The organism is Sphingobacterium spiritivorum, from assembly GCF_016724845.1.
In the GTDB taxonomy this organism is placed as follows: domain Bacteria; phylum Bacteroidota; class Bacteroidia; order Sphingobacteriales; family Sphingobacteriaceae; genus Sphingobacterium; species Sphingobacterium spiritivorum_A.
This window is the reverse complement of the sequence record NZ_CP068082.1, coordinates 2,634,486-2,650,574: the sequence shown is the minus strand read 5'-3', so window position 1 is coordinate 2,650,574 and position 16,089 is coordinate 2,634,486. Positions and strand designations below refer to the sequence as shown.

Annotated in this window: 16 protein-coding genes; 14 read left to right on the top strand and 2 right to left on the bottom strand. The window is 40.0% G+C overall.

Features of this window, described 5'->3' with window-relative positions; translation table 11 throughout:
• The first annotated feature begins 161 nt into the window (after positions 1-161).
• The 4 genes from mutL to I6J03_RS11140 are packed head-to-tail and all read left to right on the top strand — an operon-like array spanning position 162 to position 4,757.
• Complete coding sequence (gene mutL / locus I6J03_RS11155) at positions 162-2,048, top strand: DNA mismatch repair endonuclease MutL (RefSeq protein ID WP_003012176.1); 1,887 nt, start codon at positions 162-164, stop codon at positions 2,046-2,048.
• 20 nt (positions 2,049-2,068) lie between these two features.
• Positions 2,069-2,746, top strand: a complete 678-nt coding sequence (locus I6J03_RS11150) for a rhomboid family intramembrane serine protease (RefSeq protein WP_003012175.1) — start codon at positions 2,069-2,071, stop codon at positions 2,744-2,746.
• Between the two features lie 14 nt (positions 2,747-2,760).
• The gene (locus I6J03_RS11145; RefSeq protein ID WP_003012173.1) at positions 2,761-3,636 is read left to right on the top strand and encodes a rhomboid family intramembrane serine protease; all 876 of its coding nucleotides are present in this window, start codon (positions 2,761-2,763) and stop codon (positions 3,634-3,636) included.
• Positions 3,637-3,641: 5 nt separating this feature from the next.
• Positions 3,642-4,757 (top strand): endonuclease/exonuclease/phosphatase family protein, encoded by a 1,116-nt coding sequence (locus tag I6J03_RS11140; RefSeq protein WP_003012171.1) that lies wholly within the window; start codon positions 3,642-3,644, stop codon positions 4,755-4,757.
• Here the strand turns inward: I6J03_RS11140 and I6J03_RS11135 are convergent.
• Positions 4,754-6,346, bottom strand: a complete 1,593-nt coding sequence (locus I6J03_RS11135; protein WP_003012170.1) for a S41 family peptidase — start codon at positions 6,344-6,346, stop codon at positions 4,754-4,756. The genes I6J03_RS11140 and I6J03_RS11135 overlap by 4 nt on opposite strands.
• Before the next feature lie 159 nt (positions 6,347-6,505).
• Between I6J03_RS11135 and I6J03_RS11130 the strand changes: the two genes are divergently transcribed.
• The 4 genes from I6J03_RS11130 (at position 6,506) to I6J03_RS11115 (ending at position 10,202) form a co-directional block, all read left to right on the top strand.
• Positions 6,506-7,075: a hypothetical protein gene (locus I6J03_RS11130; RefSeq protein ID WP_003012169.1), complete on the top strand. Its 570-nt coding sequence runs from the start codon at positions 6,506-6,508 to the stop codon at positions 7,073-7,075.
• A gap of 155 nt (positions 7,076-7,230) precedes the next feature.
• Positions 7,231-8,628 (top strand): class II fumarate hydratase, encoded by a 1,398-nt coding sequence (gene fumC / locus I6J03_RS11125; protein WP_201693674.1) that lies wholly within the window; start codon positions 7,231-7,233, stop codon positions 8,626-8,628.
• A 1-nt stretch (position 8,629) separates the two neighbouring features.
• Complete coding sequence (locus I6J03_RS11120; protein ID WP_003012164.1) at positions 8,630-9,166, top strand: hypothetical protein; 537 nt, start codon at positions 8,630-8,632, stop codon at positions 9,164-9,166.
• 31 nt (positions 9,167-9,197) lie between these two features.
• The gene (locus tag I6J03_RS11115; RefSeq protein ID WP_003012162.1) at positions 9,198-10,202 is read left to right on the top strand and encodes an acyltransferase; all 1,005 of its coding nucleotides are present in this window, start codon (positions 9,198-9,200) and stop codon (positions 10,200-10,202) included.
• A 61-nt stretch (positions 10,203-10,263) separates the two neighbouring features.
• Here the strand turns inward: I6J03_RS11115 and I6J03_RS11110 are convergent, their stop codons facing one another.
• The gene (locus I6J03_RS11110; RefSeq protein ID WP_003012161.1) at positions 10,264-10,641 is read right to left on the bottom strand and encodes a DUF3127 domain-containing protein; all 378 of its coding nucleotides are present in this window, start codon (positions 10,639-10,641) and stop codon (positions 10,264-10,266) included.
• Positions 10,642-10,712: 71 nt separating this feature from the next.
• Here I6J03_RS11110 and I6J03_RS11105 point away from each other — a divergent pair, with 71 nt between their 5' ends.
• From I6J03_RS11105 to I6J03_RS11080, 6 genes are all read left to right on the top strand, one after another.
• The gene (locus I6J03_RS11105) at positions 10,713-11,891 is read left to right on the top strand and encodes a THUMP domain-containing class I SAM-dependent RNA methyltransferase (protein ID WP_003012159.1); all 1,179 of its coding nucleotides are present in this window, start codon (positions 10,713-10,715) and stop codon (positions 11,889-11,891) included.
• Positions 11,884-12,531, top strand: coding sequence for an HD domain-containing protein (locus tag I6J03_RS11100; RefSeq protein WP_003012156.1), 648 nt, complete (start codon positions 11,884-11,886; stop codon positions 12,529-12,531). The genes I6J03_RS11105 and I6J03_RS11100 overlap by 8 nt, the downstream gene beginning before the upstream one ends.
• Before the next feature lie 61 nt (positions 12,532-12,592).
• Positions 12,593-13,459, top strand: coding sequence for a phosphodiester glycosidase family protein (locus I6J03_RS11095; RefSeq protein ID WP_003012155.1), 867 nt, complete (start codon positions 12,593-12,595; stop codon positions 13,457-13,459).
• Between the two features lie 25 nt (positions 13,460-13,484).
• A complete protein-coding gene (locus I6J03_RS11090; RefSeq protein WP_003012153.1) occupies positions 13,485-14,255 on the top strand; it encodes a glycerophosphodiester phosphodiesterase in 771 nt (256 codons plus the stop codon).
• Positions 14,252-15,091, top strand: coding sequence for an endonuclease/exonuclease/phosphatase family protein (locus tag I6J03_RS11085; RefSeq protein ID WP_003012152.1), 840 nt, complete (start codon positions 14,252-14,254; stop codon positions 15,089-15,091). The genes I6J03_RS11090 and I6J03_RS11085 overlap by 4 nt, the downstream gene beginning before the upstream one ends.
• Positions 15,092-15,290: 199 nt before the next feature.
• The gene (locus I6J03_RS11080; protein ID WP_003012150.1) at positions 15,291-16,061 is read left to right on the top strand and encodes a DUF4197 domain-containing protein; all 771 of its coding nucleotides are present in this window, start codon (positions 15,291-15,293) and stop codon (positions 16,059-16,061) included.
• Positions 16,062-16,089 lie beyond the last annotated feature (28 nt).

Below are 16,089 nucleotides of genomic sequence, written 5' to 3'. Positions count from 1 at the left end.
ATCTGAGAAGGCACATCATAACAATATTATCCGCATTCACCGGCTAAATGCTTTAATAACAAACATCTTGTAAAATATTTAACAAAGATGTACTGCCATTCTTTCTTCACTTTAATCTACACTAAAATTTCGGATCAATTTTTCGTAACTTCGCATAGATTATGTCAGATATTATTCAATTGTTGCCAGATGCTGTTGCGAATCAAATTGCGGCAGGAGAAGTCGTGCAACGACCTGCTTCTGCGGTAAAGGAATTGATTGAAAATGCGATTGATGCCGGAGCAGACAAAATAAAACTTATCGTAAAAGATGCTGGTAAATCAATGATACAGGTCATTGATAACGGATGTGGTATGAGTGTGACGGATGCCAGATTATGTTTTGAAAGGCATGCTACCTCTAAAATACGTAAAGCGGAGGATCTTTTCTCCATCCGCACGATGGGATTCCGTGGTGAAGCTATGGCTTCTATCGCGGCCATTGCGCACATAGAACTGAAAACCAGACGTGTAGAGGATGAACTCGGAACAGTTATCGAAATCGAAGGTTCCAAAATCACAGATCAGCACCCCGAAGCCTTGTCTCCGGGAACCAGTATATCCGTAAAGAATCTTTTTTTCAACATTCCGGCGAGACGCAATTTTCTGAAGAGTAACTCCGTAGAGATGCGTCATATTATTGATGAATTCCAACGTGTGGCTTTAGCTCACCCTGAAATTTTCTTTAGTCTGCACAGTGACGGGAATGAAGTATATCATCTTCCGGCTGAAACATTGAAGCAACGGATTGTCCACTTACTGGGTAACAATTATAACCAGCGCCTGGTACCTGTGGAAGAAGAGACCTCCATAATTACTATCAATGGTTTTATCGGAAAACCTGAGTTTGCCAAAAAGACGCGCGGAGAACAGTTTTTCTTTGTCAACAAACGATTTATAAAGGATCCTTATCTCAATCATGCCGTTCTCAATGCATACGAAGAGATACTGTCAGCAGATAGTTACCCGCTGTATGTGCTCTTTATTGATATAGATCCGGCAAAGATTGATATCAACGTTCATCCTACGAAAACGGAGATCAAATACGAGGACGACAAAGCGATCTATGCTATTCTGAGATCTGCCATAAAGCGATCATTGGGACGTTATAATATTGCTCCGACGCTGGACTTTAATCAGGAGACGGGTTTTTCAAATATGATCAGTCAAAAGCCTCTGGAGGAAATTCAGGCGCCTACGATTAATTTTAATCCCGACTTCAATCCTTTTGAACCGGGCTATAAAGAGTCAGCTTCCAAATCGAGATCAGATAATTATACATCCGGATTTGAGAAAAAAGCCGGAATACCGCAAAACTGGGATACGCTTTATCAGATTACTGAAAACGAGGCGACCTCCTCCGCTCAGCTTCCCCTACTTCCTGCAGAACCGGAAGAAGAAGATATTGATATCAACGTACCGGAAGTCAGCGTACAGCAAAGCAAACAATTCTTTCAGTTGCATAACCGGTTTATCGTATCACAGATCCACTCCGGTTTTATGATAATCGATCAGCAGGCGGCCCATGAACGTATATTATTCGAACAGTTTCAGACTCATCTGGAACAGAATCAGGGCATCAGTCAACAAAGCCTGTTTCCGCAAACAATAGATCTGAACAGTGCTGATCATGCTTTGATGGAGGAAATATTACCCGAAATTCAAAGCCTTGGTTTTCAATTACGTCCTTTTGGAAAAACAACGTATATTGTAGATGGAATTCCTGCTGATCTGGGGAGTAATGTCAATGAAGTGGCAATTATAGAACGGCTTTTGGAAGACTTTAAACATAACAAATCCGAATTGAAACTAAATAAACGGGAAAATCTGGCCCGTAGTCTTGCTAAAAGTGCAGCGATTAAACCCGGGACTCTCCTGGATAATCAAGCAATGGCAGAACTGATTGACAGACTGTTTGCCTGCGAATCACCGAATATTTCGCTGTACGGCAAACCTATAATTATTACATTTACATTGTCTGAACTTCTGGAAAAGTTTGGCAAAAATTAATTAGTAAACGAGAATTACATATGTTTCCAAATTTATCACCGGTTGTAAAGAATCTATTGATCATCAATATTATCTTTTTTATTGGATCAAGCCTGGTCTCACAATCTTATCAATACTTAGCCGCCTTCTATCCGGACTCACCTTATTTTAAAGTCTGGCAGATCATCACCTATATGTTTATGCATGGCGGATTTTCACATATTTTCTTTAATATGTTTTCTCTGCTGATGTTTGGTCCGATGATCGAACAAGTTCTGGGATCGAAACGTTTTCTTAATTTTTACCTTTTCACTGGTTTGGGTGCTTTGGTATTACAATACGGTATTCAGGCGATCGAACTTTACCAGTTAGTCGGCACGAGTTTTCCCGCAAGACAAGGTATAGACATGAATGCATTATCTTTTGAACAAATTGCCTTTATAAAAGAAATCAATTATACCCCATTAGTGGGTGCTTCCGGAGCTATATACGGGATTCTCCTTGCATTTGCTTATTTATTTCCGAACATTCCGCTACAATTGATATTTATCCCTATACCAATCAAAGCAAAGTACTTTATCGGCGGATTAATCGTTATAGAAATTTACCTGAGTCTCTCACGGCCGGGAGATTCTATCGCACATCTGGCACACGTAGGCGGTGCACTGTTTGCGTTTATATTGCTGAAAATGTGGGGTATTAGAAAAGGTATATATTAGTTAAATTTGTGAAGATGGCACAAAAAGAGTTTAAATCCTTTTGGAGAGAAACTTTTAAATCAGGATCTCCGGTTCCCATTGTTATTGTGGGACAAGTAGCTCTTTTTGTAATTATTCATCTTTTTGATCTGCTTGCAGAATTAAAAGTAATCCAGTATCCGCTCTACGATAAGACCCTTCAATATCTTAGTCTGCCGGTCAGTTTTGAACATTTCCTGAAACAACCCTGGTCTATTTTCTCCTACTCATTGGTGTATACAGGTTTGTTTCGCATTCTGTTTGACAGCTTATGGTTATACTGGATGGGCAATCTGTTTCTGAATTTTCTCAACAGAAGACAGCTTTGGTATATCTATCTGTCGTCTTTATGTCTAGGAGGCGTATTCTACTTAGCTCTGGGACAAATTCCTTATCTGGCAAATAGCCCGCAGACCTTACTCAATACAGCTTCCCTTCCTATCGCAGGGGTCATTACAGCAACGGCATCTCTGGTACCTTACACAGAAATGCGCCTTTTATTTCTGGGAAACATCAAGTTAAAAACAGTTGCTTATGTATACCTCGGGCTGGAAGTTATATTCTATGCATTGATTAATAAAACTGCAGCAGCTGCGTATCTGTGTATTATACTTTGGAGCTTTATGTTTATTCGCTCACTACAGAACGGAAAGGACTGGAGCAAAGTGTTCGCCGCCAAAAGAAAACGTATCAGCAGACTACAGGTGGTACATCAGAAGGTCGAATACGCTAAATATTCTCATTCCACGATCAATGACCTCCCCAATCAGGAAGAAATTGATCAGATCTTAGATAAAATTTCTTTGTCTGGCTATGAAAGTTTAACTTCACGGGAAAAGGAAGTATTATTCAAAGCGAGTAAGCAAGATTAGAGGGAATGGCAAAAGTGCACCTGTTAAAAAAAAAGCTGGGTTTTCTGAGCAAGACTGTCTTCATAGCCAATTTGATGGCTGTGGTAGCTTTGCTGCTGAGCTATTCCGCATCTTTTATTAATCCTAAGACCTTTTGGCCACTGGCTTTTTTCGGATTGGGCTATCTTCCGATTTTACTGATCAACATTGGCTTTGTAGGCTACTGGCTTATGCGCAAGCCAAAGCATGCGCTGATCTCATTTATAACGATTCTGATCGGCTGGAATCTTCTTACCAAACACTGGAATTTCAGCGGAGACCATACACAGGAGATCACGGCTGCAGATAGCAGCATCCGTGTACTAAGTTTCAATGTACATCTCTTCAAAACAGCAAAAAAAGGAGAAGAAAAGGACTTCAAACGGGAAGTATTGGGAATTATTGACAGTATCAAACCGGACGTCATCTGCTTTCAGGAATACTACAGCAAGATTAAAGGCAAGCATGTCTATGCAAAGGAACTGCGTGAAAATTTCGGCTATAAATACTGGTATTTCGAACCTGCATCTGTCAATGATTACGAGGCCTACGGGCAAGCTATTTTTTCCAAATATCCTGTTATCCATTCGGGCACTATTGTCAAGAATGAATATGGGATAAATCGTATTATCTATGCAGATATAGAGAAAGGCAAAAAAAGCATGCGGATTTATAATGTTCATCTTCGCTCCTTTGCCCTGCAAAATGAGGACAAGGATTTTATTCAGAACCCTTCAGGAGAAAGCAACAAAACCGCTACCCGACGGGTTGGCCGCAAATTAAAGCAGGCTTTTGCTTCACGAAGCGAACAGGCTGAAGCTTTAAAGGAACATATAGAAACGGCTAAGATTCCCTATATGGTAATGGGAGACTTTAATGATACACCAATGTCCTATAGTGTCAATCTGATTGGTAAAGGCATGCAGAATGCGTTTCAGAAAAAAGGTTCGGGCTGGGGTGTTACCCACTATGAAATGCTTCCTATATTTCAGATCGATTATATCTTTACAAGCAATGATTTCAACATTCTGAATTATCAGATTGTCAAACGAAAACTTTCAGATCACTACCCGATATGGGCAGATGTGCAGCTGAAGGATTAATTTAATATCGGAGCCAATACATTGACCGCTCTTTCTACAAATACATCGTGCCTGTTGCGGACTTTGAAATAAGCATCTCTTCCAAAATAAAATCTTCCTACCAGAGATTCAATATCAGTCTGTATCAGTTGATGCAGGTCATTTTCCTGCTTCTTACTTAAAACAATTCCTTTATTTTTCAGAAAAGTCATAAAGTCCGCATACTCTTTATCCGGCAGGTGATAGCCCTGAATAAAGTTTTCAATAGAATATGCCGGAGACTTTTTGGTGAAACGCTCATACACAAACTGCTCTGTAAGACTGGATGAGTTAATTTCCTGATATTTAAGACTCAGTGCATTTGAATCAATAGGCAGGACTACATCCGGATAGATTCCACCGCCATTATAAACCTGATTCCCGCCTTTAGTGACAAAAGCCTGCTCATGCACATAAGTGGTATCCATCAGCCATAAGGGTTCCGGACTGGCCGGACTTACGAATGCATTAAGTGTATATTTTTTTTGAATATCTCTGCCCAAAGGGGTGTAGTAACGGGCTACACTCAGATTGATCGTTGATCCGTCCGGTAATTCAAACCGCTCCTGTACCAACCCCTTACCATATGAACGTCTTCCGACAATGGTACCCCGGTCCAGATCTTGTATCGCTCCTGCGAAGATCTCACTTGCTGAAGCTGAATTCTCATTGATCAGAACTGCAACCTTGCCATCAGGAAATACCCCGTCAGCCGAAGAGAAGTAATCTTTTCTCAGCTCATTATATCCTTTGGTATATACAATAAGCTTTTTATCCTTAAAAAACTCGCTTGCCAACTGTATAGCGGCATGCAGATAACCGCCGCCATTCTCACGAAGGTCTACTATGATACTTCGGGCGCCTCTCTTTTCCAGTTCCTTGAGTGCTTTTTTGAATTCCTCAGCAGTCTTCAATCCGAATCTACGGATTTTGATATAGGCAACTGTAGGCTGGATCAGATAAGCGGCATCCAGAGAACTCACATTGACCTGATCACGGATTACCTTTATGGGCTTGCCCAACATATATCCTTCCCGTTTTACCAGTACCTGTAGAGCACTACCCCGTTTACCGCGGATCATTTTGTCTACCTCACTCAATGGCATACCAACGCCGGCGATAGTCTTTGTGTCAATCTGCAGAAGCTGATCTCCGACTCTGAAACCCGCCTTATCCGCGGGGCCGTTCGGAATGATACTTACGACAAGGAGCGTATCATTTAAATTAAAATATTCAAGACCTATGCCCTCAAATGTACCTTCTAATGTTTCATTCAGATTTTGGGCTTCGGCAGCCTGCAGATATGCGGAATAAGGATCCAGACGTGACAAAATATGCGAGATGGCATCATCTTGTATGACGTCCATATTGATGCTGTCTACATAGCTGCTCGATATCAGATCCATCATTCCCTGAATTTTATACGAGTTGTCCACCCCCAGCGGATCTAATACTCCACCGGCAGCCGTTCGCTGTTCATTTGAATAATATTGACCTAAAATGAGACCCAGCATCAGCACACCACCATAAGTCGCCGCCACAAAAATATTCCGCTTTGTATTTTTTTGCATGTCTAGATTTTCCGACACAAAATTAACGAGTTTTTTAAACTTTTGAGTTAATATGTAAGAGATATTATAGTAACAAATCTATCTTTATTTAGTTTTTAATCAGGATTTTTTACCAATTTTGACACCAAAACGATAATCGAATTCAATTAACAGAATAACATGCACGAAATCGAGCCTTTTTATAATTGGAGAGACTATTATATCGCCTCCGAAGATGAACTGTCACCTTTTTACGGAACGATCTATAGCGAGTTTGAATACGACAAACAGATTTATAATTTTTTACTTCATCCGCAGTGGGATCACTTTGGCTCTTCGACGCTTTATCTAAAGGTTTTGTATGTAGATTATGACAAGGGATATACTATTATTGAATTTATCGGAGAATGGAATGATGCCATCTATAATGACATTATGCTGCTGAAAAGAGAATTAATAGACCTGATGATCGATGAAGGCATTAACAAATTCATTTTAATCGGAGAAAATGTGCTCAATTTCCATGCTTCCGATGATCTTTATTATGAAGAATGGTTTCAAAATATAGAGGACGGATGGATTGCAGGGCTCAATTTCAGGTCACATGTCATCGAAGAATTTAAGTCTCATAATATAGACTATTACATCAATTTCGGTGGAATATTCGATCAGATGCCTTGGCGCACCCTGAAACCCAAACAGCTATTTCATCATGTGAATGAACAGCTGACGAGAAGGCTGGGCTATTAACAACTGTATCTGCCGGTACCCGAACCATCCTGTAAAAAACAGCATACACAAAATGATCTGCTGATGATAAGCCGGCCTTACAATCTGACAGATATCATTTTCGGTTTAAGGTTTAGTTCATTAACTTTGTGAGATAACAATAAAATATAAATACTATGTCATTTAGAATCGAAAAAGATACTATGGGCGAAGTACAGGTCCCTGCAGATAAATACTGGGGGGCACAAACGGAGCGCTCACGCAATAATTTCAAAATCGGACCTTCTGCATCTATGCCTCATGAGATTGTAGCAGGCTTTGCTTACCTAAAAAAAGCTGCTGCTTATGCTAATCATGAATTAGGTGTATTATCTGTTGAAAAACGTGATGCGATCGGAGCTGTATGTGATGAAATCCTTGCAGGTAAACTGGATGACCAGTTTCCGTTGGTCATCTGGCAAACCGGCTCAGGTACACAGTCTAATATGAATGTGAACGAAGTCGTAGCTAACCGTGCTCAGGTACTTGCCGGTTTTAAGATCGGTGAAGGCGAACCTGTCCTGAAAGCAAATGATGATGTCAACAAATCTCAATCTTCTAATGACACCTTCCCTACCGGAATGCACATTGCAGCTTATAAAGCTGTAGCAGAAGTAACCATCCCTGGTGTAGAAAAACTTCGTGACACGTTGGCGAAAAAAGCAGAAGCATTTAAAAATGTTGTAAAAATAGGCCGTACACACTTAATGGATGCTACTCCGTTGACATTAGGTCAGGAATTATCCGGATATGTAGCACAGTTAAACCATGGTTTGAAAGCGCTGAGAAATACATTATCTCACTTATCCGAATTGGCTTTAGGCGGTACTGCAGTAGGTACCGGATTAAATACTCCTGACGGATACGACGTCGTTGTAGCTAAATATATTGCCGAATTCACAGGCCTTCCGTTTGTAACGGCAGAAAACAAATTTGAAGCTTTAGCCGCTCATGATGCTATTGTAGAAACACACGGAGCATTAAAGCAACTTGCTGTTTCATTAAATAAAATTGCGAACGACATCCGTATGCTGGCTTCAGGTCCTCGTTCAGGAATCGGAGAAATCCTTATTCCGGAGAACGAACCGGGATCATCTATTATGCCGGGAAAAGTAAACCCTACACAATGTGAGGCTTTGACTATGGTTGCGGCGCAGGTAATGGGTAATGACGTTGCCATCACTATCGGTGGTACGCAAGGTCACTATGAACTTAACGTATTCAAGCCTCTGATGGCGGCGAACTTCCTTCAATCTGCACGTTTACTGGGTGACGCATGCGTATCCTTTGACGAACATTGTGCAAGCGGAATCGAGCCAAACTACAAACGTATCAAAGAACTTGTAGACAACTCCCTGATGTTGGTAACGGCTTTAAACACTAAAATCGGTTATTACAAATCAGCAGAAATTGCACAGACAGCACATAGAAACGGTACTACTCTGAAAGAAGAAGCCGTTCGCCTGGGCTATGTAACTGCTGAAGATTTTGATGCATGGGTGAAACCAGAAGACATGGTGGGAAGCCTGAAATAATATGCTGAAGATTAAAAAATCAAATTCTTCACTTTTAAAAGCATACCTGCTGCCTTTAGCAGGTATGCTTTTGATTTTTGGCAGCTGCCAGCGGCGCTCTGACATCCAGGGAAAGGGTGCGGAATATCTGCAGGGTGTCTGGGAACAAGATAGTATACCACATCAGGATCAGATGCTGTCCTATACTTTGCATTCCTTCAAGATAACATGCGACTCTGTTTACACTACCATGGATGTGCATTCAACGGTACAACGCATGTCAGATAGCTGCTATCAAAACGGCAACTGGAAAGAATATGCCAAAGCTGTCTATGTAGTCAGAGGAGACAGTATGATCGTAGAGGGAGTTTATACGAAGGAAAATGGAAAACAGAAATTATCCGGCTGTTACAAGCAGGGACAATATCTGCCGAGATTCAAAATTGCAAAATACAGCAAAGATTCTCTGATCCTGGAAAATCGCTTTGATCAGCGTCCAATAGTACTCCATAAAAAACAAGACATCACCTGTGTTCCGAAAAAACGCTGGGAGTTGTAAATTAAATTATCCACACCTTTTATCACAGGCAATGGCTACCCGCGCTATTTATATCAGCAATATCCGCATCCTGGCTACCATAGGTGTAATCCTTATCCATGCCACTACCGGATATCTACAAAGTGCAGCCGTAGGATCTTTTAACTGGGATTATGCGAACTGGATAAACGGGCTGACCCGTAGTGCAGTACCTTTGTTTGTAATGATATCAGGTGCATTGCTTTTGCAGAAGGATGAAAGCACCGTAGATTTTTACAAAAACAGGCTATTAAAAATTGTCCCGCCATTTTTGTTCTGGACTATTGTTTACATCATCTATTATTTCTCCCGTTACACTTCGTTTGATCAGCTGTCGTTTCAGCAAATTGTCACTATAGCCTGGCAAAAAATGAGAACAGGTGCTAATGCTCACCTCTGGTATCTGTATATGATATTAGGGCTTTACCTTACAGTTCCCTTTTTAAGAAAGATGATCAGATCAGCCTCTTTAAGGGAAATAGAAATTTTTCTTCTGATCTGGTTTGCTTCTTTGTACGTCAGTAATAAAAGATGGGAGGAATATTTCCTGAAGATAGATCTCACCTTCTTCTCCGGATACATTGGTTATTTTGTACTTGGCTATTATCTTTCGGTCAAAGACTTCAGCCGGCAAAAGATTCTTTCTTTGCTCATCTTTACTGCAGCCTGTGTTTTTACGATTTATATAACTCATCACCTCAGCATAGCACAACAAAAGTATGATCCCTCTTTCTATGGTTATGTCCTCCCTAATACAGCACTCGCTGCTGCAGGAATTTTCACTTTTCTGAAAGGGGTTTCTTTTACCCAAAATATCCCGGGATGGATGGATGCTATAGACAAATATAGTTTTGGGATTTACTTAGCTCACATTCTGATATTGAACTATGTACATCCCCGGTTACCGGATGAGATCTGGATCAAAGTTCCTATGGCCACTATCGCTACGCTGTTGGGAAGTATGCTATTGATTTATCTGATACGCAAAATACCTTACGGGAAGTATGTTTCCGGATAAAAATAAGAAAGGCAACAATGATCATTGTTGCCCTTGCTATATATTTTAATTGCTGATCAGATTAGAAAGGCAAATCGTCATCATCTGAACCTGAAGAAGAAATATCAATCGGTGCAGGCATATCTGCATATCCGGGAGCCGGAGCCGCAGCTGAAGAACCAGCTAATTTTGTTACTCTCCATGCTACCAAAGAATTGAAGTATGTAGTGATACCTTCTTTATTTGTCCAGGGACGACCTCTCAGGTTAAATGAAATTTCAATTTCTTCACCAATTGTAAGGTTATCGAAAATGGACGTTCTATCCTGTGTAGCTTCAAAACGAATATATTCTACAAATTGCGGGTTTTCTGCATAAGCAACGATGATATCACGTTTTTTGAATGATTCTGTTACCTGCTGAGTTGCCCCAACTTCATGTACTTTTCCTCTAATTTCCATAATGTTAAATATTAAACCGTAAAAATAAGCAATTTTTGAGTACAAGATTAACTAACTTTGTCAAAATTACTATGGAAGTTTTCAACACCCCCAATAAAATCATTATAACTTGCAATAAGAGACTTTCTCCTTATCTGCAAGAAGAAGTTCAGGCCTTAGGCTTTGAGATCAAACGCACGTTCAACACAGGTGTAGAGCTATACAACTCTGTAAACGAATCTATTAAACTCAATCTCAATCTGCGTACGGCCTCACAGATCTTGTATTCTTTAAAGGAATTCAAGGCCTCTAATCCGGAAGAATTATACAACGAACTGGTCAAAATCGAATGGGAAAATCTGATCCCGTTTGACAGTTATTTTTCTGTAACATCCAATGTGAGTAATGAGACAATTACGACACCACTTTTTGCGAATGTAAAAGTGAAGGATGCGATAGTGGACCGGATCAAAGAGAAAAAGGGTATCCGCCCGAATACAGGACCGGAGCTTAATAAGGCTGTGATTCACCTTTACTGGAAGGATGACCGTGCCGAAATCTTTCTGGATACATCGGGAGAAACACTTGCAAAACACGGCTATCGTAAGCATCCGGGAAAAGCTCCTATGCTGGAAGCACTGGCAGCAAGTACCATATTTGCAACAAAATGGGATGATAAATCACCTTTTGTCAATCCGATGTGCGGATCGGGTACTTTAGCCATAGAGGCAGCACTTATAGCGACAAACCGTAGACCGGGACTATATCGCATGAATTACTCATTTATGCATTTTATCGGGTATAATGAAGAGGTCTTTTTTCAGGAAAGAAGAAACCTGAAAGAACAGGTTAACAAAAAAAATACACCAACTATAATTGCCTCTGACATTTCGGAAGAAGCTATAGAGATTGCAAAAATGAATGCACGTACTGCCGGCGTGGATCAGTTGATCCATTTTGAAGTATGTGATTTTGCAGAAACATCTGTCCCTGACGAAAAAGGAGTTGTTGTATTCAACCCGGAATATGGAGAGCGATTGGGTACGCATACCAAACTGGAAATTACCTACAAGCGTATTGGTGACTTCATGAAGCAGAACTGTAAAGGTTACAAAGGCTATATTTTTACAGGAAATCCTGATCTGGCTAAAAAAATCGGACTTAGGGCTTCCAGAAGAACAGAGTTTTATAATGGTAAATTAGACTGTAGATTGCTGGAATATGATCTGTATGAAGGCACACGCGATAAGACAAAAGTAATTTATGAATAATATCATCGAAAAAACGGTAGCATTTGTTAAAAAAAGTCTTGAGCAGGCCGAATCCGGTCATGACTGGTGGCATATACAACGGGTATGGAATAACACCCGTATGATCCTGCAACATGAAGAGGCGGATGAGCTCATTTGTGAATTGACAGCACTTTTGCACGATATTGCAGACAGTAAATTCCATAATGGCGATGAAACAATCGGCCCGCGTATAGCCGGAGAATTTCTAAGCAGTGAAGGTGTAGATCCTACGGTTGTAGAACAGGTACAGGCGATTATCCTAAACATGTCATTCAAAGCGAGTCTGGGAGAGCGCAATTTTCATTCGAAAGAACTGGAGATCGTTCAGGACGCAGACCGCCTGGATGCAATAGGAGCAATAGGAATTGCAAGAGCTTTCACTTATGGTGGTTTTAAAAACAGGGAGATCCATAATCCAAACATTCCTGTAATGGAAAATATGGATAAAGAAGCGTATAAGAAAACAACTGCACCCACCATCAATCACTTTTACGAAAAGCTGTTGTTACTGAAAGATAAGATGAATACACCTACTGCTAAAAAAATGGCGGAAGGAAGACATCAGTATATGGAGCAATTTCTGGAACAGTTTTATGCAGAATGGGAAGGAGTAAAATAACAGTTACTTAACCGTTATTTTATTCTAAATAGGTAAATTAGTAGTCACAAACTAATTTCCTATGAATCGTTTTGCGTATGCAATAGTTCTTTTATTCACATGTATATTCCAGTTTTCTTTTGCGCAGGAAAGCGATTCTTTACTTGTATCAAATAAGCAATGGAAAGAAAAACAGCTTAAACCCGGTATTGTATGGAAACAGGGTCATTTTGATAATCTCTTCAAAGCTGAGCAGGAGATCAACTTCATTGAAATTGATCTTCAGAAAATAAAACAACCTATCCGGCTTGCAGGCCTGCAAACCGGATTTAAAAATACAACTACATTCGCAGCGGAAGCCAACGCAACCGCAGCCATCAACGGAGCTTTTTTCAACACGAAAACTGGTGGCGGAACCACGCTTGTCAGAATCAACAAACAACTCATCAATGAAACCGTACTGAAAGAAGGCAAATCCGATAAAAGAAGCTTTCGAAGTAATGGAGCGTTGGCATTTAACGCTAAAAAAATTGTTATTCTAAAAGGTGATGACAGTGACAGCACATGGGATAAAAAAATAAAAATGCCTAATGTGATGACCTGTGGTCCGCTGTTATTACATCAATCACATCGCACAGATCTTGACAGTAACGCCTTTAACAATAATCGTCACCCACGCACCGCAATAGCATTGACAACAGACCACAAACTGATTCTGATGACTATTGATGGCCGCAATGCAAAAGCCTATGGTATGTCCCTTATTGAGCTTTCGAATGTGTTGAAATGGCTAAAAGGAAAGGATGCACTTAATCTGGACGGTGGCGGCTCTACAACATTATATATAAAAGATGAAGGTAAAAATGGGATAGTCAATTATCCCACAGATAACAAGCTCTTTGATCATGAAGGAGAAAGAGCTGTAGCAAATGCCATTTTAGTTTTATAAGCAATCAACAACAAATTAAACATATATGAAAAACCTTGTTTTAAGTCTGCTCATTTTAGGAGCAAGTATTTCTGCTGTATCTGCCCAAAAGAATCCTATTATCGCTCATCGTGGTGCATGGAAGAACACAAACTTACCTCAGAATTCTCTCGCTTCTCTTGATGCGGCAATTACAGAAGGTGTATTTGGTTCTGAGTTTGATGTTCATCTTACAAAGGATAATGTACTGGTCGTGAACCATGATAATGACTTTTATGGTTTGGATATTGCCACATCTACATACGATGAATTGTTAAAGAAGAAACACCCGAACGGAGAATCTATCCCTACTGCAGAAGAATATCTGAAAGAAGGTCTGAAACAGAAAAAAACAAAATTGATCTATGAACTCAAAACAAACAAACTGGGTCTGGATCGCACCTTATTAGCAGCCCAGAAATCTGTAGAGCTTGTCAAAAAGTTAAAAGGAGAAAAGATGGTAGAATATATCGCTTTTGATTATAATGCATGCAAGAAATTTGTAGAGCTCAATCCAAAAGCAAAAGTTCACTATCTGATGGGAGATAAAAGTCCTCAGGAATTGAAAAACGATAAAATGGCAGGTGCAGACTATCATTTCTCGGTTTATAAGAAAAATCCAACCTGGATAAAAGAACTACAGGATCTGGGTCTTAAAGTAAACGCATGGACTGTAAATACAGAAGAAGAAATGCAGATTTTGCTGGATCAGAAGGTAGATTATCTGACTACAGATAATCCTGAGTTGTTAGCTGAACTTCTAAAAAGTAAAAAATGAGAAAAACAATTATAGCCACTGTGTTTGTTGCGCTTGTCAGTACGATGACATATGCACAACAGTTCCGTATCGCAACTTACAATATTCGTCAGAAAAACACGCACGATATAGGTAACATGTGGGATGAACGAAAAGAAGCATTAACGAATCTGATCAAATTTCATGAGTTTGAAATATTCGGAACACAGGAGGGATTCAATGACCAGCTGGTCGATATGGAACGTTTATTGCCCGGATTTAAATACATTGGTGTAGGGCGTGATGATGGTGCTGAAAAAGGGGAATATTCCGCAATTTTCTATGATACCAAGCGATTTGAAGTATCAAAGAGCGGAACATTCTGGCTCTCGGCCACAGATATCAGCAAACCAAATAAAGGATGGGATGCCGCTTTGCCAAGGATCTGCACCTGGGGAATATTCAAGGATAAAAAAACAAAAAAACAATTTATCCTTATGAATACTCACTTTGATCATGTCGGTGTCACCGCTCGTAAGGAAAGTGCAAAACTGATGATGGCCAAAGCCAAAGAATTTGCAGGAAACTTACCGCTCATTATTACCGGTGACTTCAATGTTTCGGAAACAGATGAAGCCTATTTTACATTAGCAAACAGTGGTATTGTCGCTGATAGTTACAGCAAAATTGACAGCAGATATGCTCCAAACTCTACCTTCAATGGTTTTGGCAAGAGCATTAAACCAACAGAACGAATAGACCATATATTTATCACTCCTCAGTTTTCTGTTAAAAAATATGGAATTCTGACGGATACGTATGTTGGAAAATACCCTTCAGATCACTTCCCTGTCATGGTAGATCTGGTACAGAATTAAGGTCTATTCTTTTACACAGAACAAATTTACTGATTACTGACTCTGATTCCAGGAGTCAGTAATTTCTACTTCCCAATGACAGCTTGCTCTTTTAGCCGAAGACCTGTCCTTCTAATATTTTTACTACTTTTTCAACGGTAGATTAAACGCTACACGATTTTCGCAATCATACTGTTATCTTTGTAACAGATTTTACGACATGAAAAAACACATTTACCTTACTCTCGCTATATCATTATTAGCTGGATCACTGACACAAGAGACTCATGCTCAAATTCTTAAAAAAGTAACTCAAAAGCTAAATCAGCAACAACCAAAAGATACTTCTGCAAGTAAGACAACAGTGAGCAGTACTGAAATGAATTCCGGAATCAAACAGGCGCTGAGCAATGGGCTGACATCCAGTATAAATTCACTGTCCGCAAAAAACGGTTTTCTTGGTGATGCTGCTGTGAAAATTTTAATGCCACCTGAAGCACAGAAAATCGAAAAAACACTCCGAAGTGTAGGCATGGGAAAATTGTGTGATCAATTTATTTCCAGTCTGAATGGTGCTGCCGAAACAGCGGTCAAAGAAGCTGCTCCGGTATTTGCCAATTCTTTATCCAAAATGACCATTACGGATGCTTATAATATTCTTCTGAGTGGAAAACAGGATGCCGCTACTACATTTTTCAAAACAACAACAACTCCGGAGTTAACCTCCAAATTCAGCCCTATAGTCGAAGGAGCATTAGGAAAAAATAATGTGAGTACCTACTGGACGCAATTGACATCAGCCTATAATTCTCTTCCTTTATCGTTATCAAAAGTAAATACAGATCTGAATGCCTATGTCACACAAAAAGCAATTGACGGTCTTTTTATTAAAGTAGCAGATCAGGAACTAAAAATCAGAAATAATCTGGGCGGTGCACGCACAACTCCGCTGTTGCAGAAGGTTTTCGGATGGGCTGACGCTCAAAAATAAAAATCTTATCATACATACTGCTTTGTAC